The 25,299-nt window shown below is 30.3% G+C and carries 21 protein-coding genes and 1 riboswitch; of the genes, 5 read left to right on the top strand and 16 right to left on the bottom strand.

Features of this window, described 5'->3' with window-relative positions; genetic code table 11:
* The first annotated feature begins 79 nt into the window (after positions 1-79).
* Both ABF633_RS17355 and ABF633_RS17350 read left to right on the top strand, forming a co-directional pair.
* A complete protein-coding gene (locus ABF633_RS17355; RefSeq protein WP_415525344.1) occupies positions 80-1,828 on the top strand; it encodes an ABC transporter ATP-binding protein in 1,749 nt (582 codons plus the stop codon).
* The gene (locus ABF633_RS17350; RefSeq protein ID WP_415525342.1) at positions 1,773-3,557 is read left to right on the top strand and encodes an ABC transporter ATP-binding protein; all 1,785 of its coding nucleotides are present in this window, start codon (positions 1,773-1,775) and stop codon (positions 3,555-3,557) included. Before ABF633_RS17355 ends, ABF633_RS17350 begins: the two co-directional genes overlap by 56 nt.
* A gap of 257 nt (positions 3,558-3,814) precedes the next feature.
* Here ABF633_RS17350 and ABF633_RS17345 read toward each other — a convergent pair whose 3' ends face one another.
* From ABF633_RS17345 to cdaA, 7 genes are all read right to left on the bottom strand, one after another.
* Complete coding sequence (locus ABF633_RS17345) at positions 3,815-4,594, bottom strand: polymer-forming cytoskeletal protein (protein WP_415525340.1); 780 nt, start codon at positions 4,592-4,594, stop codon at positions 3,815-3,817.
* The gene (locus tag ABF633_RS17340) at positions 4,595-5,227 is read right to left on the bottom strand and encodes a YhbD family protein (RefSeq protein ID WP_415525338.1); all 633 of its coding nucleotides are present in this window, start codon (positions 5,225-5,227) and stop codon (positions 4,595-4,597) included.
* A 340-nt stretch (positions 5,228-5,567) separates the two neighbouring features.
* Positions 5,568-6,635: a butyrate kinase gene (gene buk / locus ABF633_RS17335; protein WP_415525336.1), complete on the bottom strand. Its 1,068-nt coding sequence runs from the start codon at positions 6,633-6,635 to the stop codon at positions 5,568-5,570.
* Positions 6,636-6,776: 141 nt separating this feature from the next.
* Positions 6,777-7,682 carry a phosphate butyryltransferase gene (gene ptb / locus ABF633_RS17330; RefSeq protein ID WP_415525334.1) on the bottom strand — a complete coding sequence of 302 codons (906 nt, stop codon included), beginning with the start codon at positions 7,680-7,682 and terminating at the stop codon, positions 6,777-6,779.
* Positions 7,683-8,040: 358 nt separating this feature from the next.
* Positions 8,041-9,678 (bottom strand): NAD(P)/FAD-dependent oxidoreductase, encoded by a 1,638-nt coding sequence (locus tag ABF633_RS17325; RefSeq protein ID WP_415525332.1) that lies wholly within the window; start codon positions 9,676-9,678, stop codon positions 8,041-8,043.
* Between the two features lie 84 nt (positions 9,679-9,762).
* On the bottom strand, positions 9,763-10,974 hold the full coding sequence (locus ABF633_RS17320; RefSeq protein WP_415525330.1) for a YbbR-like domain-containing protein: 1,212 nt from the start codon (positions 10,972-10,974) through the stop codon (positions 9,763-9,765).
* Positions 10,947-11,792, bottom strand: a complete 846-nt coding sequence (cdaA, locus tag ABF633_RS17315) for a diadenylate cyclase CdaA (protein WP_415525328.1) — start codon at positions 11,790-11,792, stop codon at positions 10,947-10,949. The genes ABF633_RS17320 and cdaA overlap by 28 nt, the downstream gene beginning before the upstream one ends.
* 319 nt (positions 11,793-12,111) lie before the next feature.
* On the opposite strand from cdaA, the gene ABF633_RS17310 reads away from it, so the two are divergent.
* The 3 genes from ABF633_RS17310 (at position 12,112) to ABF633_RS17300 (ending at position 14,650) form a co-directional block, all read left to right on the top strand.
* Positions 12,112-12,780, top strand: a complete 669-nt coding sequence (locus ABF633_RS17310; protein WP_415525326.1) for a BON domain-containing protein — start codon at positions 12,112-12,114, stop codon at positions 12,778-12,780.
* Positions 12,781-12,888: 108 nt separating this feature from the next.
* Positions 12,889-13,884: a hypothetical protein gene (locus tag ABF633_RS17305; RefSeq protein ID WP_415525324.1), complete on the top strand. Its 996-nt coding sequence runs from the start codon at positions 12,889-12,891 to the stop codon at positions 13,882-13,884.
* A gap of 73 nt (positions 13,885-13,957) precedes the next feature.
* Positions 13,958-14,084, top strand: a riboswitch (cyclic di-AMP (ydaO/yuaA leader).
* 5 nt (positions 14,085-14,089) lie between these two features.
* Positions 14,090-14,650 (top strand): cell wall hydrolase, encoded by a 561-nt coding sequence (locus tag ABF633_RS17300; RefSeq protein ID WP_415525322.1) that lies wholly within the window; start codon positions 14,090-14,092, stop codon positions 14,648-14,650.
* A 74-nt stretch (positions 14,651-14,724) separates the two neighbouring features.
* Here ABF633_RS17300 and ABF633_RS17295 read toward each other — a convergent pair whose 3' ends face one another.
* From ABF633_RS17295 to ABF633_RS17255, 9 genes are all read right to left on the bottom strand, one after another.
* Complete coding sequence (locus tag ABF633_RS17295; RefSeq protein WP_415525320.1) at positions 14,725-15,606, bottom strand: NAD(P)/FAD-dependent oxidoreductase; 882 nt, start codon at positions 15,604-15,606, stop codon at positions 14,725-14,727.
* Positions 15,607-15,836: 230 nt separating this feature from the next.
* The gene (gene trxA / locus ABF633_RS17290) at positions 15,837-16,148 is read right to left on the bottom strand and encodes a thioredoxin (protein WP_415525318.1); all 312 of its coding nucleotides are present in this window, start codon (positions 16,146-16,148) and stop codon (positions 15,837-15,839) included.
* Between the two features lie 399 nt (positions 16,149-16,547).
* Complete coding sequence (locus ABF633_RS17285; protein WP_415525316.1) at positions 16,548-17,783, bottom strand: tetratricopeptide repeat protein; 1,236 nt, start codon at positions 17,781-17,783, stop codon at positions 16,548-16,550.
* Between the two features lie 251 nt (positions 17,784-18,034).
* Positions 18,035-19,129, bottom strand: a complete 1,095-nt coding sequence (locus ABF633_RS17280) for a hypothetical protein (protein WP_415525314.1) — start codon at positions 19,127-19,129, stop codon at positions 18,035-18,037.
* 149 nt (positions 19,130-19,278) lie between these two features.
* Positions 19,279-20,103: a PTS mannose transporter subunit IID gene (manZ, locus tag ABF633_RS17275; protein WP_415525312.1), complete on the bottom strand. Its 825-nt coding sequence runs from the start codon at positions 20,101-20,103 to the stop codon at positions 19,279-19,281.
* 15 nt (positions 20,104-20,118) lie between these two features.
* Positions 20,119-20,886, bottom strand: a complete 768-nt coding sequence (locus ABF633_RS17270; protein ID WP_415525310.1) for a PTS mannose/fructose/sorbose transporter subunit IIC — start codon at positions 20,884-20,886, stop codon at positions 20,119-20,121.
* A gap of 168 nt (positions 20,887-21,054) precedes the next feature.
* The gene (locus ABF633_RS17265) at positions 21,055-21,537 is read right to left on the bottom strand and encodes a PTS system mannose/fructose/N-acetylgalactosamine-transporter subunit IIB (RefSeq protein WP_415525308.1); all 483 of its coding nucleotides are present in this window, start codon (positions 21,535-21,537) and stop codon (positions 21,055-21,057) included.
* Positions 21,538-21,713: 176 nt separating this feature from the next.
* On the bottom strand, positions 21,714-22,133 hold the full coding sequence (locus ABF633_RS17260) for a PTS sugar transporter subunit IIA (RefSeq protein ID WP_415525306.1): 420 nt from the start codon (positions 22,131-22,133) through the stop codon (positions 21,714-21,716).
* Between the two features lie 200 nt (positions 22,134-22,333).
* On the bottom strand, positions 22,334-25,114 hold the full coding sequence (locus ABF633_RS17255; protein WP_415525304.1) for a sigma 54-interacting transcriptional regulator: 2,781 nt from the start codon (positions 25,112-25,114) through the stop codon (positions 22,334-22,336).
* Between the last annotated feature and the right edge of the window lie 185 nt (positions 25,115-25,299).

Genomic DNA, 25,299 nt, shown 5'->3' with positions numbered 1-25,299 from the left:
AATTCAGATGGGGTAAAAGAATCCCCACCTGAATTAAGAACTTGCTTCAATCATACATCTTCTGGGGGGTGTAAATATTATGGCAAATAATATAATTTTAAAGTTTGTAAAAAAGTATAAATTTTCCTATGCCATAGGAATAATTTTTATGATTTCATCTTCTTATATACAATCACTGTTCCCAAAAGTACTGGGGAATATAGTTGATATCTTAAAAATAAATAACTTTAACAAGAATTTAGTAATAACTAATATATTTTATATTATATTAATAGCTGCTGGTGGATTTTTATCTACATTTATATGGAGAAATTTAATTAATTCTAATTCAAGAAGGCTTGAATGTGAGCTTAGAGAAACATTTTTCACTCATCTTCAGAAATTGTCTTCAGAATTTTACAACAAAAGAAAAACAGGCGATCTCATTGCCTATGCCATAAATGATATATCAGCTGTAAGATCAACTTTTGGACCAGTTGCGGCAATGTCTATAAATGCCCTAGTACTATGTGCTGCCTCCATATACTCTATGTGTAAAACTATAGACTGGCATCTCACTTTAATTACATTAGTACCTATCCCATTCATTATTTACTTTACAGTAAATATAGGAAGACTTATTAAAATAAAATTCACAGACGTTCAAGAAAACTTTGCAGCCATCTCAGATAAAGTACAGGAAAATATTTATGGAATAAGAGTTATTAAGACCTATGTACAGGAAGAAAAGGAAATAGAAAGCTTCGAAAAATTAAATAATAAGATTACTGAGTCCAATCTAAGTATGGTAAAAACCTCTTCTCTTCTTTCTCCCTTAATTGAGTTCTGCTTTAGTATTAGCTTTGCTGTAAATTTAATCATTGGAGGTAAGATGGTTTTAAATAGACAAATAACCTTAGGGGATTTTGTGGCCTTTAATACTTATCTAACTATAATAATAAATCCAATAATTTCCATAGGTCGTATTATTAACACTTATCAAAGGGGCATGGCATCCTTAGAAAGATTAAATGACATACTCAATGTGAAACCCAAGATAACTGATAATGGTAAAATTTCTTCTTTAAAGATCAATGGTGACATAGAATTTAAAAACTTAGATTTTTGCTACCCTGAATTACATAAGAAATCCTTAAGCGGAGTTAATATTAGAATTCCAAAAGGTCACACTTTAGGAATCATAGGCAAAACAGGTTCCGGCAAGAGCACTTTAGTAAATCTTTTATTTAAAATGTATAATGTAGAAGCTAAAAAAATATTTATTGATGGAATAGATATAAACAATATTCCTTTAGAAACTTTAAGGAATAGTTTTGGCTACGTTCCCCAGGACAATTTTTTATTTTCTGCCACAATAAAAGATAATATAACCTTTTTCAAAGACCTATATTCTTATGATGATATTAAAGCTTCCACTGAAAGCAGCTGTATTCAGCATAGTATAGACTCCTTCAAGGATAAATTTAATACTCTTCTTGGCGAGCAGGGCATAAACCTTTCTGGTGGCCAAAAGCAGCGTTTATCCATAGCAAGAGCTCTAATTAAGAATCCCGCTGTTTTAATATTAGATGACTCTCTATCCGCTGTAGATACTATAACTGAAAGTAATATACTAAATAATTTAAAAAATATGCGTAAGGGAAAAACAAATATTATAATAGCTCATAGAATATCTGCGGTGAAAGATGCTGATGAAATTATAGTATTAGATAATGGATCTATACGAGAGAGAGGAACTCACTACGAACTTTTACAGAAAGGAGGTATATATTATGGCATCTACAATGAACAATATAAAGACAACCAAAAAGAAGCTAAAGCACTCTAGCAATAACAGTTTTATGGAACTTTTAAAATTAGCCAAACCCCATTTAAATAAAATAATAATTGCAGCAATATGTGCACTAATAGTGAATTTAACTCAAATAGCCAAGCCTTATATATTAAAATTTGTTATTGATGATTTTTTAGTAAAAAATGTTGCCTACAACGGCATATATTCAATTTCGTTTATGTCTATTTTATACTTGATTACCGCATTTATAGGCAGTTTTGTTTCCTTTGCCCAGGAAAATTTAATAAATAAAGCAGGTCAGGCAATTATAAAAAATTTAAGAAGTAGGGTATTCAAAATTATACAGTTTCTACCTCTAAATTATCTGGATAAAACCTCTTCGGGGAGATTAATAACCAGAGCCACCAACGATGTTGAAGCCTTAAGCGAAATGTATACAGATGTAATTATCAGTTTATTTCAGGACTTCTTCTTATTGATTGGTATTATCTATGCAATGATTATGCTGAATATTAAGCTTACACTTATTTCCTTTTCAGTAATACCCATAATGGCCTTTATCCTTATCCTTCTTAAGAAAAAGATCAAGGCAAATTTTTTAAAGGTTAAAAATTTAATAGGTTATATTAATGGCTTTATGGCTGAAAATATATCTGGTATGAGAATTATACAGATATTTAGAGCGGAAAAAGAAAAAATGAAGGAATTTTTAAAATTGAACGATTCCTATTTTAAAGCTACAACACTTCAGGTTCGTTTGAACAGTATTTTAAAACCTGGAACCGATTTTTTTCAAAACCTTACCATAGCTATTCTCTTATTTTACGGCATTAATAAGGTGTCAAATCACAGTATTGATTTGGGCGTAATCTATGCCTTTACTACATATATAAAGCAATTTTTTAATCCTGTTTCTGATCTTGCAGATCAATATACCACAATACAGTCAGCCTTGGTATCTGCAGATAGAATTTTCGAATTATTAGACGAAGAGAATACCCTTGAAAATTTAGATACAGGAATTGACATGAAGCATATTGAAGGTACTATAGAATTTAAAGATGTATGGTTTGCATATAATAATGAGGATTGGGTATTAAAGGGTATAAGCTTTAAACTTGACAAAGGAGAAACTGCCGCCTTTGTAGGTGAAACCGGTGCAGGAAAAACCACTATAATCAGTCTCATCAATGGATTTTATAAAATTCAAAAGGGAGAAATATTAATTGATGGAATTAATATTAATGACATAAAACTTAAGGATTTACGTAAAAATATATCTGTAGTTTTGCAAGATGTTTTTTTGTTCTCTGGTAATGTTAAAAATAACATTACATTACATGATGATATTGATGATGAACAATTTAATAGAGCTTTGAAGGCATCTTATCTTAATGAATTTTTAGAAGAATTTAAATATGGAGTTAAAGAACCAGTAATGGAAAGAGGAAATACTTTATCTGCCGGGCAAAGACAGCTAATCTCCTTTGCAAGAGCAGTTGCCCACACTCCCTCTATACTTGTACTTGATGAAGCTACCTCCAATGTAGATACTCAAACGGAAAAATTAATACAAAACGCCATAGATAATATTGCTAAAAACAGAACTACCCTAATAATAGCTCACAGGCTTTCCACTATAAAAAATGCTGACAAGATAATTGTTATGAAAAGTGGTAAAATTGCTGAAATCGGAAGCCATGATGAACTTATCACATCAGATTCACTATATAAAAAATTACTGTATAAAAATGTAAGTTGAATTTCAAATATAGATAAACAACTTTAATAATTAATTTTGATTTAATAAAGTAAAAAGGATGTAGAATACTCTATACTTTTATTTTATTAATATATATAAATTAAGTTTTCATATTGTTTATCTATATATCCATTTGTACAAATAATGCATCTTTCTTAATACCCCTTTATCCTTTAAGGATAAAATGATGATGCTGTCACTATGCACATTTAACTTATAATAATCATATTTAAACAGTTCTTTACTGACTTTCACAACTATATTCTTACCTGATTTTCGACTTTTCCCTCATCTATAATATTTATTTCTCCACTATATTCAACCTTTTCTATATAACATCCCCTGCCTATTGTAACATTGTTTCCTCTAACTATCTTTGCCGTAGTTCCCTCAAGATAGATATTATCCCCTTCTATAGCTTCGGTAACAAGTTCTCTTCTGTAAGAAAACATAGTTTTTAAAAACTTTGCCACTATAGATTCATCAAAGGCAGATAACCTGACATTTATATTTTCTCCTCCAATTTCTTTTGCCCTACATCTTCCATACAAATTTATATTCACTTCTCCTGCATTTAAAAGTCCTTCTATATTCATACCTCCAGAGGCTTTAAAGCTTTCACTTTCACAGTCCTTTTTTATATTTATGCTCCCGGATATATCAACTTCTTCTCCATGTAGATTTCCATCAATACTGCTGCCGCCAGATATTTTTATTTTTCTGGTTCTCACATCTCCAGAAATTTGTGATCCTCCACTTACCTTAATTTCGTCAGAATCCACATTTCCATTAACTTTCACTGATCCGCTAACCTCAATTATTTCAGTTTTAACATTGCCCTTGATACTGGCAGATCCGCTGAACTTCATATTCTTTGATATCACATTTCCTACTATATCCGCTGAACCACTGCATTTTAAAGTATTACATTCTAGATCACCATTAATGCTGCCTGATCCACTGATTTTAACTTCATCATATATTCCTCCACCAAAACTTCCTGATCCAGATATTTTAAGATTCTGTTTAGTCTCCATTTAAAACAACTCCTTAATTTTTAATTTTAATTTTTCTATAGTCTCATTAATGCTTATTTTCATCACAATTTTTGATAATTTTTCAAAATAAATTTCGTTGGGAACAGATAAGATAATAGCTATTCCTACACCCATTTTTCTTACAAATAACATTTCACAATTTCTTCCTGCATATTTATTATAATTATCCTGTAGAGTTTGAAGCACATTTTTACTCTCTTCAATTGAAATACTGCCTTCTAATAAAAATTTTTCCAATACACTCATGTACAATATCTCATTAAAAGAATAGAGGTCAATCATTGAATTAAAATCTCTATATATGTCTATAACATTTTTTATAATAATGTTTTTTTCAACAAGTTCCTCATAAGAAATTTTAACATCTGAAACTTCTGGAGAAAAAATTTGTGCCAGATCATCTAAAGATGCATCATCTTTCATATTTTTTATTTTTTCTACTCTATCAAGAATTTTCTCTCTCGGAAAAAAAGTTTCCTGACCAGTAAAGGCAGATTTTTTTATAAACCATTCTTCTGGAATCAAATTTTTCCTTTTCCATCTATACAGCTGACCATAGGATATACCCGTTAATTCTAAAAGTTCTTTTTTGGAAATCAACTTTTCTTCCATGCCATCACTCCTTAAATTCAATGTAACATAACATTGTTACATTGTAAAGAAAATTTTCTCAAAAAATAAAAAACCTTCTTTAGCTAATGGATCAACTCAATCTGAAAAGATTGTTGATTTTTTAACTAAAGAAGATTTTGTATACCTTTTATTATTGTTAAAATAACTACTATTAACAGTAATGAAAACAATTTAAATGCAATTAATATTTTTCTTATATATGTTATAAGTAAACTAATATCACTAAAATTCCTGTTTTGCTTATATTGTCCATTTTTTAACTAAAGAAAATTTGTATACCTTTTATTATTGTTAAAATAACTACTATTAATGGCAAAATTTATACATATTCTTTTGCTTTTTCTTCACCTTTTAAGACTCTAAGTGCACCTTGAGTTAATGCTAGAAGTTCATCTTCTCCTGGATAAACCACTACCGGAGCAATGAAGGAAACCTTTTCTTTAATTTTACCTGTAATACCTTTGTTATAAGCTATTCCACCAGTAAGAAGTATAGCATCTACTTTTCCTGATAATACCGCTGCATCTTGACCTATTTCTTTTGCTATCTGATATATATATGCATCATATATTAATTTTGAATCCTTATCTCCAGCATCTGCTTTATCAGCTACAACTTTAAAATCATTTGTACCTGCATAGGCAACTGCTCCACCTTTACCATTAATTTTTTTCTTCATTTCTTCATGGGTTACTTTTCCACTGTAAGCGATATCAATCAAATCGCCAATTGGAACTCCACCACTTCTCTCCGGTGAAAATGGACCTTCGCCTGTAAGTGCATTATTTACATCGATTACTTTTCCTTTACAATGAGCACCAACGGAAGTTCCTCCGCCCATATGCGTAACAATGAGATTTAAATCTTCATATTTTACGCCCTTCTCCTTTGCATATCTTTTGGCAACCGCCTTTTGATTTAATGCATGGAAAATACTTCTTCTTCTTACTTCTGGTATTCCTGAAATTCTTGCTATTTCTTGCATTTCATCCACAGTAACAGGATCTACTATAAATCCTGGAATATTTAATTCCTTAGCTATTTCATTTGCAATTATTCCACCTAAATTTGAAGCATGCTGTCCTTGAACTCCAATTTTCAAATCCTCAAGCATTTTTTCATTAATTGCGTAGGTACCACTAACTATTGGCTTTAACAATCCACCTCTGCCAACTACAGCACTTAATGTGTTAATATCTACATTTTTTTCTTTTAAAACGTTTAATATAACTTCTTTTCTAAATGGAAACTGATCATATATTGTATTATATTTAGCAATTTCCTCTGAAGAGTGTTTTAGATTTTCCTCTAAAATTTGATTTTCATCCTCGTAAACTCCAATTTTTGTAGAAGTGGAACCTGGGTTGATTATTAATAATTTGTACATGATATTGCCTCCCTTTATAATTTATTTTCCTAACGGCTAGTCGCTGTAACTCTCCATTCTTGGCGATGAAACAGCGTCACGCCCCTAGGTAATGCCTTATAAGATTAAGTGAAAAAAGCTTCCACCCTAAATCTCATAATTTTATTTATGACTTGCAACTAATGCTGCAAGAGCAATTGAATACATTTTTGTTTCATGGCTATCTGCTCTTGATGTTAATATAACTGGAGCTGCAGTTCCAACTAATATACCACCATTTTTTGAATGAGTTGTATAAGTTAAAGTCTTGTACATAACGTTTGCAGTTTCTATATTTGGTAATAAAAGAACATCTGCCTTACCAGCTACTGCACCCTTTATATTTTTATGTTTTGCTGCTTCTTCACTTAATGCATTATCTAGTGCATAAGGACCATCAACTATACATCCCTTAAATTGTCCTCTGTCGCTCATCTTTGAAAGTAGTGCTGCATCTAAAGTTGCTGGCATATTTTCATTTACAACTTCAACTGCACAGATAGGAGCTACCTTTGGTTCATCAATACCTACTGCATGAGCTACCTTTACTGCATTATTTATTATTTGAATTTTATCTTTTAATGTTGGATACATGTTAAAAGCTGCATCTGTTAAAAATAGCAGTCTATTAAATGCTTCTGTTTCGAAAACAGCAACATGAGACATAAGTTTTCCAGTTCTAAGACCAACTTCTTTATTAAGTACTGATCTTAAAAAAGTTGCTGTGTCTACTAAACCTTTCATAACCATATCAGCCTTACCCTGAGAAACAATTTCCACAGCCTTTAATGTTGCTTTTCTAACATCTGGCTCATCTACGATCTTAAACTCATTTATATCCATACCAATTTTAAGGGCGATGGATGTTATTTCATTTTTATCTCCAACTAAAATTGCTTCTGCTATACCATTTTTTTTGGCATCTCTTATAGCTTCTAATACGGGTACGTCTTGTGCAACTGCAACAGATACTGTTTTTATGTCTTTACTCTTAACCTTTAGCAAAACCTCTTCAAAACTTTTAATCATGTTATTAGCACCTCTTCTTAATTATTTTTTATCAAGGCAAATTCAAATAAATAACTAGCCAATATGTAGTCTATTTTGCATCCTACTGCGTCAACAGAGCCCATCAGGTAGCCCGCTATCTTTGTCACCTGTTTCCTTGTATAATCCAAAATATTTGTCACATCTTTGATTTACTATTTATCTTATATGCCTAATGAGTCATCTTCAAAAAAATATGAATAAAATATTTAATTAATCATTTCTTTGAAGATAATTGTAAAAATTTAAAATTTATATAGTTATTATAAGTCTAAAAATTAACAAACTTATATTCCTATTTTATCAAATATTTCACAAAAACAGTATTTTTTCAGAAAATTCAGTCCAGTGGTTTATACTTTTTTATTATAGCTTCTGCACATTTTAATCCATCTACAGCTGCTGACATTATTCCGCCTGCAAAACCAGCACCTTCGCCACAGGGAAAGAGCCCATTAACTGACACACTTTCTAAATTTTCCTTTCGCATTATTCTTACGGGAGCTGAGGTCCTAGTTTCTATACCCGTTAAGATTGCATCATTATCACTAAATCCCTTAATCTTCTTGTCAAAACTTAATATTCCCTCTTTCAAGGTATCAACAACATAATCTGGCAGACAAGTTTTTAAATTAGTAAGTTCATATCCAGGCTTATAACTGGGTTTAACACTGCCAATTTTTTTACTATTCTCATCTTTTAGGAAATCTCCTACAAGCTGTATGGGTGCATTAAAATTACTGCCTCCTGCTGTAAAGGCTCTCTCTTCATAGTACCTCTGCATTTCCATTCCTAAAAGAGGATACTTATCTTCCATTACCTCATTGTTAAAATTATAACACTTATTTTGAAAATCTTCTACCCCAATAGTTACTACTAATGCAGAATTTGCATTTTCTTTATCTCTATTATAATAACTCATGCCATTTGTAGCCAATCTATTTTTTTCAGAGGCCGCTGCCACAACTTCTCCACCAGGGCACATGCAAAAACTATATATAGATCTCTTGGTAATACTGGAAGTATGAGTTAGCCTATAATCTGCTGCCTTTAATCTTGGGTGATTTGCATATTTACCATACTGATTTTCATTTATCATATCTTGTGGATGCTCAATTCTAACCCCTAAGGCAAATGGTTTTGCTTCCATTAGAATATCCTTTTTATATAACATTTCATAAGTATCTCTTGAACTATGCCCTATAGCTAAAATCAAAGTCTCACAATTAATTTCTTCTCCATTTACAACTACAGAGATAATTTTATTATTTTTAATAATAATATCTTCTAATCTACTATTGAATCTAACTTCTCCCCCAAGAGCTTTTATCTTCTCCCTTAAATTTTTCACCACATTTTTTAATATATCTGTACCTATATGTGGTTTTCCTTCATAAGATATTTCTTTTGGAGCTCCGAAGCCTATAAATTTATCAATTACATAATCACATCTTTTATCTTTAATTCTAGTTGTAAGTTTTCCATCAGAAAAGGTGCCTGCCCCACCTTCTCCAAACTGAACATTTGATTCTGTATTAAGTTCTCCTGTCTTCCAAAAATGTTCTACACTGTTAGTTCTATTATCTACACTTTCTCCTCTTTCAATTACTAGAGGCCTGTAACCTTTTTCTGCCAAAAGTAACCCCGCAAACATTCCTGCTGGGCCCATTCCTATTATTACAGGTCTACTATTTAAATTTAAATCTCCATAAATAAGTTCCTCTGCATTGTCATCTTCTTCAAGTCTAATATCATTATCTCTAAATTTATTGATTATTTTTCTTTCTTTTTCCAAACTAACTTCTACAGCATAATTAAATTTTATATTATTCTTTTTTCTTGCATCAATGGACTCCTTTAATATCTTAAAATGCTTAAAATCCACCTCAGAAACTTTTAGCTTTGAAGCCGCTTTTTTCTTCAAACTTGAAATATCTTCTTCTATACTTAACGTTAAATTATTAATTCTAATTGTCATTTTTTCCTCCGATACTCAGACATTGTAAGAAAATAATTAATCAATACTCTAGTCTATATAATTTGTTATTTCTTTTCATGTATCTTATTTTTTAGTCATAGTTACATTTACTGAATTAGGATCCGCCGCAACATTAGTAACTCCTTTTGGAAGAGCCACAGAGATTTGCAAATTATGGGTTCCTTCCTGAAGAGAGGAACAATCTACATTTGCCTTTATATCTCCATTATTTATAGAATTTATAACAGATTCATCACCAGACACTGTTATATTAGTCTTTAAATTTTCTAAAGAAGCATTAAACTGGGCAGGCACATTTATTAAATTAATATTAACTGAAAATATTTTTTGTATTATACCTTCCACATTTGTCTTAACACTTATAAAATTATCACCGGTAAGTGTGCCTATACCATTAGGCAAGCTCAATTTCACCTTCATAGTTTTACTTTCAGTTATTTTAGTTAAATCTATAGGTACTGTATCGATACTAGATATTTTATTCAGATTATCATAGTTATCCGCAATTACATCTACAGTAGACTGTACAGGCGTTATTGCCTTTATATCTACACCATTAGTTGGCTGCCCTGTGGTCTTTATATTTACGCTTACAGACTTAGCCTTTTTTATAGGAATTGTAACACTGGCATTTTGAGGCTGTACTTTTACATTACTAACAACTTTTCCAGCAGCATCTACTGGCTTCAGTGGTACACTTAGGTCTGCATCCTTATTCAAATCTGTTATATTTGCACTAACTATTACATCCTTAACCATATTTACAAACCTGCTTGGTCCGCTTACCACTGCATCGCCAGGACTTACTACAGCCTCTGAAGAATAGTATCCGTTCCTAGGTGATCCTTCTATCTTAGTTGTTATTGGTACAGTTTTTTGATATAAATCATCTAAATTTACATTTACCCACATAGTATTTGTATTTTCTATATTAATATTACTTGGATAATGAACAACTTGAACCGGAATTCTATTTTCACCCTTTTTAAAAGCATACTCACTCATATCTGCTACTATTTTAAAATCCTCTGGTCTTGCGCTCATAACTTCTAAATCAGTACCTCTTAAAGTTAATGCCACTGTAAAATTTTGATCTGGTGAAAGCGTTAGCTCTGATTGTGCTAATACATCCGTATTGATTAACTCTACAGAAACATTTCTCAATCTATAAGTTTTTATTGGATTTTCCCAATTTGAAATATATAACCATAGGCAAAACGCAGCAATTACACAGCATATTTTTATTACTATTTGCTGTTTACTTTTCTTTTCCACGTTTTCACCCTCTCTTTAAATGAATTATTTTTTGAAAATCTAATAAGAATTATCCTTATTAAAATATCTTTTAATTTATCCTTAGTATACCCTCTTGTTAATTTTCCATTAATAGCAAGGGATACAACTCCAGTTTCTTCTGAGACTACAATCACAAGAGCATCTGAATTTTCAGATATTCCAAGTGCTGCTCTGTGCCTTGTTCCAAGCTTTTTACTTATATCATAATTGGCAGAAAGCGGTAAAAAACATCCTGCCGCCAATATTCTATCATTTCTAATTATTGTGGCACCATCATGCAAAGGCGTATTCACTACAAATATATTTTCCAAAATTGCTGAAGATACAATACCTTCAATTTTAGTACCTGTACTCATTATATCCTCAAGTTTTGTTCTCTGTTCAATCACAATAAGTGCACCAGTTCTTGTTTTTGCAAGGTTATAAACAGCGTTTACTATTTGCGTTATAACCTCTTCCATTTTTTCTTTATTTTCTAGGATATGTACATCATTAAAAGCACTTCTTCCCAAATGTTCTAAAGCTCTTCTTATTTCAGGTTGAAAAATAATAATTATGGACAAAACACCAATTGTTATTGTTCTCTGAAGAATCCAATAAAGCATAGTAAGATGTAAAAAATTGCTAACAGGCATTAATAAAAGTATTAATAGTATACCTTTCAAAAGCTGTACAGCTCTGGTTTCTCTTATAAGCATATAGCCTTTGTAAAATATGTATGAAACTACCAATATGTCCAATACAGACCATGCATTTATTGTTTTCACTGCAGCAACTATCATGTTTATAATATCCATAATCACACCTCCTGTACATATACTTATTAACAATTATACACTATTGCAACTCAATGTAGTATAGCATGATAAAATTTTATAAAATATTAATATAAATTCTTGGGATACTATATATAGATAACTTTATTATAGAATAAGCAATAAAATTACAATATTAATTTTTTACCTGATAACTAGTCGCTGTAATACTCCACCTACTAAAGTTGGAGATAACAGCCACACGTTCCTGGATAATTCAGCTAAACTTAGTAGGAATATAAACTCCTACTAAATAGATTCATTGATAATAAAGTTATATATTAGAAAGGTTGGTGCTTTTATGGAAATTAATGATGGATTAATTGAAGATGCAATAAAATCAGCATTATCAAAAGCAATGAATACAACTTCAAAGGATATAAAAATTAGATCTATTAATGGAATTGTATCTCTGCAAGGCTTTGTAAATGTATTAGCAGAAAAATATAGAGCAGAGGAAATAGCCTATAAAATTGAGGGAGTTAGAGAAGTTAGAAATAATATTACTATATCTTTAGATGGCGAAGCAGGTGATAAAGAATTGACTGACCTTGTTAATTCTAATTTAAGAAACAGTACCTTTAAACATAGGATTTTATCAGTTACAGCGAAAGTTTCAGGCGGAAATGTTCTGTTAGTAGGAGATGTAGAAACCGAGAGAGATAGACAAATTGCAATAAGTGAAGCTAATAAAACTTTCGGAATTAGAAGTGTAACAAGTACAATCAATCTTGCCTCCTTTAAAGATGATACTTCTTTAACTAATGATATAAATATGGCATTAATGGAATCTAGAATAAATGTAAATGATATTTCTGCTATTGTCGTTCATGGGAAAGTATCTCTATCTGGATACGCTGAAAAGGAAGAGGACATAAATAGACTTGTAACTCTAATACAATCAATACCTGGAATAAAAGAAGTTAACAATAAATTAAAATTATATAAAGTTGGCACTGGAATTTCATAAATCTAGTATAAATAATTAGTTTTACAAATATTAATATTAATATAAGACACAAGGTGGCTGAATAAGCTTCCTTGATGTCAAAAATATACAAAGGAGTGTGGATTTTTTATGTTTGATGAAAACAAAAAGAGAATAATAATCTTATCAGCTACTATTACTTTCAGCATATTTTTATTAATATTTATATTTTTCAGTCTTTCTACTTTAAATGAATATAATAAATATAGAAAACAACTAGGTACATATATTCAGAATATATCTACAATAAATTCTAATGTTTCACCTATTAACAATGGACAAACTATCGATATAGAACAAGCAAAAGATAAACTTCCTTTTGTAATAAATTCCTTAATAAAAGTAAATAAAAATTTGGAAAGCTATAATAGTGACTCTAGATATAAAGCTACTTTCAATTCGCTAAAATCAGGTTTAGATAATAATATATTAATGTACAAGCAGTTACTTTCTATAGTAAATAATCTAGAATCAACTGATATAGATAGTTCTATGAAGAATGTTATTAACTACAAGGATAATTGCAACAAATACTATGCATCCATAAAATCAAGTGACAAGGTTTTTAGTCTTCCAAAAGATAGCACTATACTCATAAATAATGCTTCCAGCTATGTAGGAAATTTCATAAAAATAAAAAAAGACAGAGATATATTGAATACTCAAAATATGGAATTTCAAAATAACCTAAATGATATTTTAACAAAATTTAATTCCGTTAAAGTTAATCTATCTTATTATGCGGAAAGTGCAAGAAAAAATTCTATATCCTATGATAGTGCTCTAGCTAAAGTGCAAAATAATAAAGATAATTTTAATGAGATACTGCAGGAATTTTCCCAAATAAATGTACCACAGAATCAAATTAAATTATATAGCAGCTTTAACAACCTTCTTAATGATTATAATTCCTATGTAAATAGTTTTTCTTCTGCATTAAAAAAAGAAAAATCCAGCTCAAAATCCAAAGATAATTCCTTAGATCTTTCAGACTTATATAAAGATGCAAATACCAATTATGATACTATGAATAAAGATTATAATACCTTAAAAAATGATTTTCAAAATTTTATTAATAATAATTAAAAATACGTATTCTATCCTATTACTTCTTTTACATGGTAAAAAAATTTTTTCAATATTGTATTATTTTTTTATTATAGGGAATGATATCAATAGCCTAAGGCATACGGGGAAACCATATTTTGGGGTGAATCGCTTTTTAGCGTAGGTTTTGCCTTTACCAAACCCGTCAGCTAACCTCGTAGAATAAAAGGAGGAAGAAATATAAATGAAAAAGAGTATTTGGGCTATTGTGTTTATTCTATTTTTAGGATTGTTACCCTCGTGCATTGTAAGTGCTAAGACAATACCACCTTCAAACAATACATCTACATCCAATGCAAATAGAGGAGCCAGAAATCTCTATAATGAAAAATCTAGTTCGGTAGAAGTATTTAATGCTGAAGGAAGAACATTTACTGTAACAAAGGAAGATATTGATTTAATGGCAAAAGTAGTATATGCAGAAAGTAACGCTGAACCCTATGAGGGAAAAGTAGCAGTGGCATCTGTAATACTTAACAGACTAAGGGATAAAGGCTTTCCCAAAAGCATAAATGATGTTATCAAACAAAAATACGCATTTTCTTGTGTGATAGACGGAAATATTAATGCCGCTCCAAATCAGGATTGCTATAATGCAGTATTTGATGCCCTTAATGGAAAAGATCCTACTACCAATGCCCTGTATTTTTATAATCCTAAAACAGCCCGTTCAAGTTGGATGATTAACATAAAAAAAATTAATGTAAAACCAATAGGCAATCACACTTTTTTTGCGGTAAATTAGTTACCTTAAGAAGAATTGTATATTAAAACATAAAAGCCTCAACAATATATGCTGGTTGAGGCTTAAAATTATTTTCACTTGTTATTTTTTTCAGATACCTTAAGTAAATCCAAATACTTTACAGCACTTAACGCAGCAATTTGGCCTTCTCCTGCTGCTTTTATATACTGATATGGTGTTCCTACACAGTCTCCTGCTGCAAAACACCCTTCTATATTAGTCTTCATATTCCTATCAACCTTTATATGTTCACCTTCTATTAAGAGTCCTGGTACCAGTTGAGCCGGTGCCACACTTTCCTTCAGTATAAAAACCCCATCGGTTTCTATCTCATTGGATTTTAGAAGAAGCTTTTCCACTTTATCCTGTCCTTTTATTTCTGTTGGTTTATCCTTTAAAATTTCCACTTTATCTGTGAGTTCATAATTTTCATCATACATGGGCACATAGTATAATTTTGATGCAAGCTCACTAACATAATTTGCCTCTTTTTCAGCCTCTCGTGTATAACCAACTATAGTGACGATTTTATTTCTATATAAAGGCGCATCACAAGTTGCACAATACCCTACACCTCTCCCTAGAAATTCCTCTTCCCCTTTTAAGGGTTTTGTAAATTCCATTCCAGTAGCAAGAATAAGTGACTTTGCCTCATAGGCTTTTTCATTAACCATAAGTGTAAAATAATCTCCCATGGCATAAACAGCATTAATTCTTTCTTCAGTAATCTCTATACCCATTTTATCAATATGTTCATTAAATTTATTCTTTAAATCTTCTCCAGAAATATCATAGAAGCCTAAAAAATTATTTATCTTAGGTGCTTTGGTCAATTTAAAGCTTAAATTCTTATTTCCAAATAAAATTATATTTTTATTTCTTATTTTAGCATTAATAGCAGCAGATAGCCCACCAGGACCAGTTCCTATAATAGCTATGTCATAACGTTCTTCCATTTTTATCAGCTCCTTGTATCAATAATACTACTTTAACTATTTCAGTTCATAATATAAGAAGATTGCAAACTGTAATTGGAAAAATTTACACCCCTGAAATGTAAATCTTTCCATTTATTAATTCGTACTTTCTCAAAATTACGAATTAACTGAAATATTATCAATTTATATTATAAAGAATTAGGTGTAGAACTAATAAACAAATCTAGTTCTACACCTACACAAAAACATTATATATGTTTTTGTAGTACTTCCTTTATAGCTGCCTTTGGTCTAAAACCAACTAATGTTTCAGCTATGTTTCCTTCTTTAAATACCAGTACTGTAGGAATACTTGCTATCTTGTATTGGCTTGCAGTAACCGGGTTTTCATCTACATTTACCTTTACAAATTTAGCTCTGTCATTTAATTCTTCTGATAAATCGTTAATTACAGGCCCAAGCATTTTACATGGTCCACACCAAGCTGCCCAAAAATCTACTACTACTGTTCCATTTTTAACTTCTTCCTGAAAATTACTATCATTAATATCTTTAACCATTTAAATTCCTCCTTTAATATACCCCCCTAAAGGTATACTACATAAAACTATTAATTTATTAATAAATTATTTGAATTATTAATCTCTTGCTATTTTATAATATTATATATTATAAAATAGCAATTATCAATACAATAAAATATTCAATAACCCTATATCAATTATACATCATATGACTTTTTACAACCACTAAATATAAATATATTATTGCCTTATAGTATAAATATTATAGGCCAATAGTAAAATTTCATAAACAGAGTTCTTAGCATCGGTTTGTGGTACTTAGAACTCGTTGTCCTTTATGGTAAATCGTATCCAGTGACGTAGACACTCCTTATACTCCTACTTTGAAAAAGGATTAGAGTATTAGAGTTGGTAGTCATCGGATAAATACTTAGATTAATTTTTCACTATATCCTTTATATTAGAATTATTATAAATAGAATGAGGATAATTATCGGATAAACGACTTGCATACTGCTTTGCCTTATTAATATCTATATTTTTGTTTATAATTGCCATATTGTAGAGCACGGTTTCTTCATAATCACCCTGACTAAAATTGGTATCATATATAGAATAAAAATTTATGGCATTTTCATAGTCACCTAAATTTTTATAACTTTCACCTATAAAATATATAATATGTGGATATAAATAATTACTATTTCCATAATTAAAAGCCTTTAAGAATTCTTTAACTGCATTATTATAATCTTTATTATTAAAAAATACTGTTCCCTGCTTATAAAAATAAACTACCCCTTCCTCTGTTAAAAGCTTTTCTCCTTGAGACAGAATTTCTTTGTAATTTATTCTTACATTTTCATTCTTCCACTGCTCAATATAGGAATATGTCTTTTCATAATCTTTGCTGTCTATAGCATTCTTCACATCATCATATGGAAACTGTAAATTTGTATCCTTTTTTTCTTCTATAGAAGATCCCGAAGGGTTGCTAGAGGATTTATTATTAGTCTTTAAGGTAATGCTTTTTTTAGGTTCAGAAGAAGCTATTCTTAAATTTGATAGAAATTTCATACCTATACTAACACTAAGTACAACCACTATACAAATTGTTATTAAAGAAGCTGCATAAAAATATTTCTTATTGAAAAACTTAATTTTAATTTCGCCGTATTCAACTAACGTCTTTCTATTTTCTAATGCCATATAGTTATATTTATCTATTTTCATAACCTTTTCAAGCTTTTCTTTTGCTTTCTGAAAATTTCCCTGTTTTATATAACATACACATAAATAATTATTAACATCTATGGTATTGAAATCACTGCTGTCGCATTCCGATAAAAGTCCTATAGCCTCATTTATTTTCATATCTTTAATCTTTTTTACTGCTTCTACATAAAGTTTAAATCTCTCTTGGTCCTTATCTATACCCTCAAGATACTTTTTTGCCACTTTATCATTATTTACCTGTGAATTAAGCTTCCAAAGTGCTCTACAATTTGTTATATCACCTTTTAGATAATATAGAAGCCCCTTCAAATCTATAGCTGCCTTGTTCTTTATATTATCCGAAATACTTTTTTCACAAAATTCTATAGCTTTTTCTATATATCCTTTTTGATAATAATTCAGAGCTTTTCCATAATATACATTTGATTTATTCATAGCATCACCTATCATTTTCATATATCTTAAGCATATTCAAATAAATAACTAGTCTATTTTAAATATTACTACGTCAACAGAGCCCTCGGATAACCCACTATCATTGGAACCTATCTCCTTGTATAATTGAAAATAGACCTAGAATCTTTGACTTACTATTCATTTTTACATGCCTTATTTCATAAGTATATACTATATTTTTTTTCCCATCCAGTATCTATATATATAAATACAAATGTAATTATTGTATACTATAATCCTGAAACATTTTTAAAAATATCCCCTATTTTTTCTTCCAACTTACAGTTTTCAACTAAAAGTTCGCTTACATTTTTTATACTATCTTCGTCACTATTAGCTTTAATTATTTCAAAAGCTTTTTTGTAATTTTTACTTGCTATATTAAATAACTTTGATGCCTCAATTATCTCCTTATTATCCTTAAACTTCTCTTCAAGAAATTTTGCATTATCTTCCCTTGTATAAGCTAAAGTTTGAAATATCCATTGGCTATTAAAATTATTTGTTTCTTTTATGGCTTTTGCAAATTCTTCAATTGCCTTAGCTCCAGAATAAACGGCTTTATTTATTTCTCCAGTAAGGATGTTACCATTTCTTTTTAAAATTTTATTTATATTTATATTTTTTTCTCTAGTAGTAAAAATACAAAAGCCATATCTCCAGGGTTTTCTAAATTTAGCATTCAATTTATTAGTTGCATCTATAAGTTTTTGCTTGGAAACATATTTTTTTTCTTTATTATCCTTTCCCATAGTCTCATAATAATAAAAACCTGCTCTATCATAACCTACTAAAAGCTCACTGTTTGGATAAAAGCCATCTGTGCCTAAAAGAGTGGACATATCTAATTGAACCATTACTGGATAACCTTGTGAAATATACTCTTTTATACTGCCAACAAAAGCATTAGGACTATAGGTTGTACGATAATCCATATGAAGTCCCATAAATGGCGCAGCAATTCTCAATCCTTCTATAGGTTCACTAAATGGTATGAAATTCTTTTTTATAGTATTAAAACTAACTCCGTAGGTATATCCCATAAGAAAATTTATATTATCCATGGATATACTTTCTTTTGGATGAATCTTATCATTTATCATTTTAATAGCAGCAGCTTCTTGATATTGTTTTTCACTGGAAACTCCCTCTAAACCCTCTATAATAATTTTTTCAGGATATCGTGGTATTTTCCCAAATTTTATGGGTTTTGGTCTATAGGCCTGATCATAATATTTCTTTTGATAAAAATTAAAAAGTAAAAAGTATAAAAATATAATAACTATTATTGCTACCACAATGGTGGTTATAATATTAAGTATCATAGCTTATCTCTCCTCTATCTGAAAAATCACTATCTAATTAGATAAATTAAGGCTACCTCTTAAAACTTGAGATAGCCTTAGCCAATCATATTATAAAAAAACCTTTACATGACCACTCTGTTAAACAAGCTTCCTCTCTATTATAACACCTATTTTAAGAATCCACCAATATAACCAAGTATTCCTAGTGCAAACATTCCAAATATTATTGCAATAGCGCTAACTTTCTTCTTTAATAATTTCATGCATAAGAAAGTTAATAATAATGGTAATAATCCTGGAATTAATGAGTCTAACATACTTTGAACAGTAGTAATAACCATCTTGCCATCTGGACCTTTAACTGATGAAATTACTAATGGCACATTTATGCTGGTCCATTTGCAAACCAAAGCTCCCATTATGAAAAGTCCTACTATCGATGCACCTTCAGTTATCTTCTGTAATGTATTACCAGATGCCTCTGATACTATTGATGTTCCCTTTTCATATCCATAGTGAATACCATGCCATAAAGTTAGTATTCTAATTATGTTAAATGGTATAAAGAATAATAGTGGTCCTATAATGCTTCCTGTAGCTGCCAGCGATGCACCTAGTGCAGCAAAAATTGGTCTTAAAGTTCCCCAGAATATAGGATCACCTACCCCGGCAAGAGGTCCTATAAGTCCTATTTTTACACCACTTATAGCTGCATCATCTATAGGAGCACCATTCGATCTTTCTTGCTCCATAGCAGCTGTAACACCCATTATAGGGGCAGCCATATATGGCTGTGTATTAAAGAATTCCAAATGTCTCTTTAATGCTGCTGATTGGTCATCTTTATTTTTATATAATCTCTTTATTGCTGGAATCATTGATACACAAAATCCCATACTCTGCATTCTTTCAAAGTTAAAGGAACCTAGTAGGAACCATGAACGCCAGAACATACTTTTCAAATCACTTTTGGTTAATTTATTTTCACTCATACTAAAACCCCCCTTTTACAAATCATCTAATTCGTCATGAACTTGAACCTGGCTGTACTTAGGATTCAATTGTATATAGAATATAGCCGCTGCTACGCCAATTATACCGAAACCAACAAGTGTAAAGGTAGTAAATGCTGCAATTGCAAAGCCAACAAAGAAGAATGGCATTAAGTATTTTGCCTCCATCATGTTAATAACCATAGCATAACCAACAACAACTATCATTCCACCAGCGATTTGTAATCCTCTTGTAACAGGTACAGGTATTGAATTAAGCATTGCTTCAACACCACTGGTTCCTGCTACTGCTGCTACCAACGCAGCTGGTATTGCAATACGAAGTCCTTGAAGTATAAGTGCTGTAAAATGGGCTATTTCTATTCCTCTAAAATTGGCTTCTTCAGCATATTTATCTGAAAGATGCTGGAAGAATACAGCTATAGTTCTAACAAATATAGTTAGAACCTGGCCAGCAGCTGCTATTGGTATTGCCACTGCTATACCTGAGGTTATTGGCTGATGTCCAGTTATTACTAGTATTGTAGCTACAACGCTAGCCAATGCACTATCTGGTCCCATGGCTGCTCCAACATTCATCCACCCTAAAGCTAAAAGCTCCAGAGTACCTCCTAGAATAATTCCTGTCCTTATGTCTCCCAGAACAAGTCCTATTAATGTACAAGCTATTATAGGTCTATGAGTTTCCATGGAGTCAAGTACACTTCCCATACCTGTTATCATTGCAACAACAAGTACTAAAATAAATTGAATAGTAGACATATATAATCCCCCTTTTTTATTATATTCGCTTTTAGTCCCTTACTTTATTTGTTGATACTAAGACTATGAAAGCTATATCAGAAAAGAGTTCTCTCTTATAACAGTCTATATATTATTCCTGTTTAATTTTATAGAGAGACATCTTTTATGAACAATTACCAGTAAACATTATAGATCTTTTATTTTGCTCATTACATCAACTTTTGAATCACTTGCAATTTTTCTCAGTTCCAGTTCAACTCCTAATTCATGCATTTTCTTTAGAGCTTGAATATCCTCGGCTCCGAGAGATACTGCACTGCTAATCTGAGTTCTGCCTTCCTTATAGCACATTCCTCCAAGGTTTACGGACTTAATATCCATCCCCCCTTCAATGAGTCTTAAAACATCCACTGGGTTTGTGCACAATATTAGTGCTTTAAAAGAATCATATTTTGGATTTTTATAAACTTCTAGTGCCTTCTCAATAGGTAATACGTAAGCCTTTATTCCTGGAGGTGCAACTTGTAAAATTAACGTCTTTCTTAAAGTATCCTTAGCAACATCATCACTGCAAATTATTATTTTATTACATTTTGATTCCTTTACCCAAACAGTAGCAACCTGACCATGTATTAATCTATCATCTACTCTTACAAAATTTATATCCATTCTAAATTCCTCCTTTAAATCGTTTACATATTTAATAATTATATCTATACTTCTCACTAAAAATAATAAAATAACCATTTTGTTATTTAAAATTTTTAAGGTATATACAGAGCTATTAGTAATAAAATATCAATTAAAATTTAATATAATTGCTTTTTAATTTATCTTTATTTTTATTACAATTCATCATCTTCTTGCTGTACCAGAACTTCTTTTAAGGATTTTATCCCATCCTTCGCTGCGTTTTTAGCTGTATCCACTAATTCTTGAAAATTTGAAGAATCTCTAACTCCATATACCTCTAGTAACATCGGTAAATTAATTCCAGTAACAATATCCATATTTTCATTTTCTGATACTATTCTACTAGCTGCATTAAATGGGCTTCCTCCAAATAAATCTACGAGAAAAAGTACTCCCTCCTTTAAATCCAATTCTTCTAATTCTTTTTTATATTTTTTCACAAGATCATCCGGTCCTTCTCCTGGTTCAAAAGTAACCGCTGAAACGTTTTCCTGTTCTCCAAATATCATTTCAGATGATCTTAATATTTCTTGTGAAAACTTACCATGAGTCCCTATAATTATAGCAGTCATTCTCATTCCCCCTTGCATTTTATAATACTAAGTTGCTTACACTTATTTATATAGCAACTATCATGCCAAACTTGTGTATCAAAAAATAAAAATTCACAAAGTCGCTATTTTATTGACTTTGTGAATAATATTTTTCAATGTAAACCTTGTCATTAATACACTTATTTTATTCTTAATACTCTGTTTGTCATATAATATATTTATTTAATCATTTCTGATACAAAACAAATTTCATCTTCACTAAGATGTACATTTATTGACTTTTCAAATACTTTATTTGCTTGTTCAATACTATGAATAATTTTTTTATCTAATTTACTTTTGTCATCTCTATACACTAAACTATCTTTAATTACAGCCCTCTCTAGAGCACATCCCACATGTACCATTAATCTGATACGAATAGAATTATCAAATTTTATATCTAATTCATCCTCTAATACACTCATAAAATCAAATAATACACTTATTATTTTAGCTGGATTAAGATAAGTTAAAAATTGATTTAAACTATCTTCGCACAATTTCCTTGATACAATATTCTGCTGCTTTTCTTCTACAAAAATAAACTTATTTTTTATTATGTCTGATAGTATATCTTCTCCCTTTCCACCAATTAAAGCTTCAATGGAAATGAAGGGAACATCTAGTTTAGGATCTACAATACCAACCGAAGCTATTATCTTATATTTTTTTTGTATTGATTCTATATTTTCTGAAAGATTTCTAATTCCAATTGGAATTACCTTTATTTCTTCATTAGTTACATTAGATACAACATTTTCTACTAGAGTTTTTAGTTTTTCCGCTGTTCCCTCACCAGTAGAACAAATAGTAATTATTACTTTTATCCCATCATCACTTTGTATTATTTCCTCCCTGTGCCCATACCCCTTAAAATCTTTCATTGAGTGATAAACACTTTCTAAATCCATATCCAAAATATTAGCTTTTCTGATGGCTTCCAATACTATAGGTGTAGATACCATATCTACAGTTTTCACCTTAATGCCCGTCCTTTCAGATATTATTGTATCAAAATTAGAAAGAGAACCCATATCTACTAATAATAGCACACCCTTACCACTGTCAAGTTCTTTTGTCTTTTCTATTACTCTCTCTAAAATTTCTGTAGGACTAACATCTAGTGGCATATCTAAAGCCTCTATAGTACTACTTCCTAAAAGCTGCTTCGCTACATCTACCATACTACTAGCAGTGCTGCTTCCATGAGCTGCTACAATTATACCTACACGTTCATTACTTTTTTCTTCTTGAATAGAACTTAACAACAAGGTTAAATATACTACTTCAATTTCAGGAACCATTATATTAAACCTTTTTTCTACCATTGCTTTTATTTCCAATGCTATATTAAATTGTTCCCTCTTATCATCAATAATTCCTTCCATATTTGTATATTTCAAAGCTTTTTTTGCCTTTAATCTATTTAAAAAGGAACTCAAATGGAGACTTAATGCATATAAAAATCTATCTGGAAGCTTTTTATTAAGCTCCTCTTCAATCATATTAATTACTTCTTCTGAAAATCTTAGTATATCTTCATCTACTATTTTTAATATCCTATCTCTGTCATTTTCATTATTTTTGACTTTGTTATAAAAAGATTTAATATGAACATTGATATCTGTAGTTATGAAATTATTTATATATTCTTTATCTGCCCCGCCTTCTTTTAATATGGCAGCTTTATCTTCTATTATCTTATATAAATTAAAAGGCAAATCATATGCATCTGTATCACTTAATTCATTGTATCCATCTGGTGTTACTATTAGCTGAGAGTTTAAATAACTTGAAATTTCCTCCATTTCTTTTCGCTTACCGGTTAAATGAACCAGTCCACTTTTTATATCTGCAGGAAGACTTTTAAATTGAATTTCAATATATTCCTTATTAGTCATGCTATTTAAAAACCCTTTTGCACATATAAGCTGTATATTGGACTTTGCCTGCCCAATATTACCATAAGAAGTGCTGCCTATAAGTGCTTTTACTACCTCATCTTCAATCTTTATGGCTTTATTTACTCTGTGTGCCTCATTAGAGAATAAAAACTTTATTAAATCTATTTTATCCTTTGCTGTTCTCTCATTAAAGCTTGGAATAGATATAATTATCGGTATTCTCCTGATGAACGTTTTCAGCAATGATGAATTTGGATCTTCAGTAGTAGCTCCAACTATCAGAATACTAGAATTTCTATTTCTCTCGGTTTCACCTAATCTGTTAAATTTACCTGTATCCATAAAGTAGAATAACATTTCCTGGCCCTCAGGTGGCAATCTGTGTATTTCATCCAAGAATAAAATACCACCATTTGCCTTTTCAATTATTCCAGCTTTATCAGTGTCTGCGCCAGTGTAAGCACCTTTAATATGGCCGAATAAATGTGATATTAAGAGTTGAGGATTATTATAATAATCTGCACAGTTAAATACAATAAAAGGAGAATCCTCAGCTAATTTTTTAATGTATTTTGCATGATTATACATCATATTGGCAAATAAAGTTTTACCAACTCCTGTTTGGCCTACAATTAGAGTATTTAAACCATTAGGAGGATATAAAATTGCTGCCTTAGCCTGCTCAATTTGATTTTTGAGACTGGTTTTAGCTCCTATAAGTTTATCAAATGGAGAATTTTCGCCACTTACTTCGTTATTTTGGAACAAAATATCTTCTATTCCCTTTATCTCTATAGATTTAGCTTCCAATTTTTTATTTAAGATTCTCTCAACACACTTTTTATCTATATACAACACAGGTCTAGACTTTATTTTTATTATCTTATCATTTCTAAGTAGCTGATTTAATTCCATACTTACATTATTTCTAATAATGTTAAGGTTTTCAGATATCTCGGCAGCACTAAACCCACCTTTGCTTTTCAAACCTTGCAAATCAAAATTTTCTGTTCTTTTTATAATATATTCATATATTTTTTCTATTCTTTTCAATCTATCACTTCCTAATATTAATACACTTAATACTATTGTATTACTAATAATTATATTATAAAGTGTATTACTGTATTTTTTCAAATATAATTTTAATTATAACTTGTAATTATCTTACAAAAGTATATTTAATAAAAAAATAACTACTATATCCTGTAAACATTTTACATCAATACACTATCAAT

This window comes from Clostridium sp. (genome assembly GCF_047718555.1).
Classification (GTDB): Bacteria; Bacillota; Clostridia; order Clostridiales; family Clostridiaceae; genus Clostridium_I.
The sequence above is the reverse complement of the archived record's forward strand: the minus strand, read 5'-3'. Positions and strand labels throughout refer to the sequence as shown.